This is a genomic window from Prevotella sp. MGM2 (genome assembly GCF_002933955.1).
Lineage (GTDB): Bacteria > Bacteroidota > Bacteroidia > Bacteroidales > Bacteroidaceae > Alloprevotella.
Genome location: NZ_BEWW01000131.1, coordinates 1 through 953, shown reverse-complemented (window position 1 = coordinate 953; position 953 = coordinate 1). Strand labels below are relative to the sequence as shown.

Annotated in this window: 2 protein-coding genes; both read right to left on the bottom strand. The window is 54.0% G+C overall.

Annotated features, from left to right (window positions below):
• Positions 1–79 precede the first annotated feature (79 nt).
• Complete coding sequence (locus C5S62_RS03015; RefSeq protein WP_104403995.1) at positions 80–508, bottom strand: SufE family protein; 429 nt, start codon at positions 506–508, stop codon at positions 80–82.
• Between the two features lie 52 nt (positions 509–560).
• Positions 561–953: M28 family peptidase (locus tag C5S62_RS03010; RefSeq protein ID WP_133159474.1), on the bottom strand; the 393-nt coding region annotated here is incomplete at its 5' end.

Here is a 953-nt window from a genome sequence, read left to right as displayed (position 1 = left end):
ATAGTGTTAAAAACGTATGCGTGGAGAAAAAGCAGGTTTCTCCAACTGTTGAGGCCGGACGGAGAATATCTGAAACTGGCTATAGAGCTTCCAGCTTCGTCTTGAAGGCCAAGGCGTACATGCGCATCTGCTTGATCATGGCCAAAAGACCGTTGCTGCGGGTGGGCGAAAGATGCTCCGTCAGGCCTATGCGGGCAATGAAGTAAAGGTCGGCTTCGAGGATTTCCTGTGGCGTATGGCCGTTCATTACGCGAATGAGCAACGCCACTATGCCGCGCACAATGAGGGCATCGCTTTCGGCGCGGAAAGTGAGGCGGCCGCCGGCTTCATCGCAGGCCAGCCAAACGCGGCTTTGACAGCCGTCTATGAGGTTCTGGTCTGATTTGTCTTCCGCTGGCAGCGCTTCCTGTTCCTCGCCCAGGTCTATAAGCAGCTGATAGCGGTCCATCCAGTCCTCCAGTTCGGAAAATTCTTCAATTATTTCGTCTTGCTTTTCGTTGATAGTCATAGTGTTTCAAGTTTGTTCGTAACTTTTTTAAAACAAGTGGCATCGTTGCGGCTTATAATTCCTCCGACAGCATTTGAAGGAGTGTTTGCCCTACAAGGCGGAGATTCTCACGCGAGATGTTTCCGGGGGTATCAGCCGTGGTGTGCCAGGTGGCGCCGAACGTATTGGCCGCTCCTGTAATGTAAGGGATCACATCGACCGTAGGTATGCCGGCCACTTCGTTCATTGGCAGGTGATCGTCGGTGGCATATCCTCCGTCGGCCTTTATGAAGAGATTCTGTGCCCCTATGTCGTGCGCCGTCTGCCACAGGCGGTGCATTACAGCCTCGGCATAGCGCATTGAAAAACCTTCGTAGCGGAATTGTGCGTCGCGGCCACCCACCATGTCGAGCAGGATGCCGTAACGCGCCTTGTAGCCGCGTGCCGCAGCTTGCCTGGCCCAATA

Coding starts and splice junctions, on each gene's coding strand:
- C5S62_RS03015 (WP_104403995.1), bottom strand. CDS start 508: ATGACTATCAACGAAAAGCAAGACGAAATAATTGAAGAATTTTCCGAA.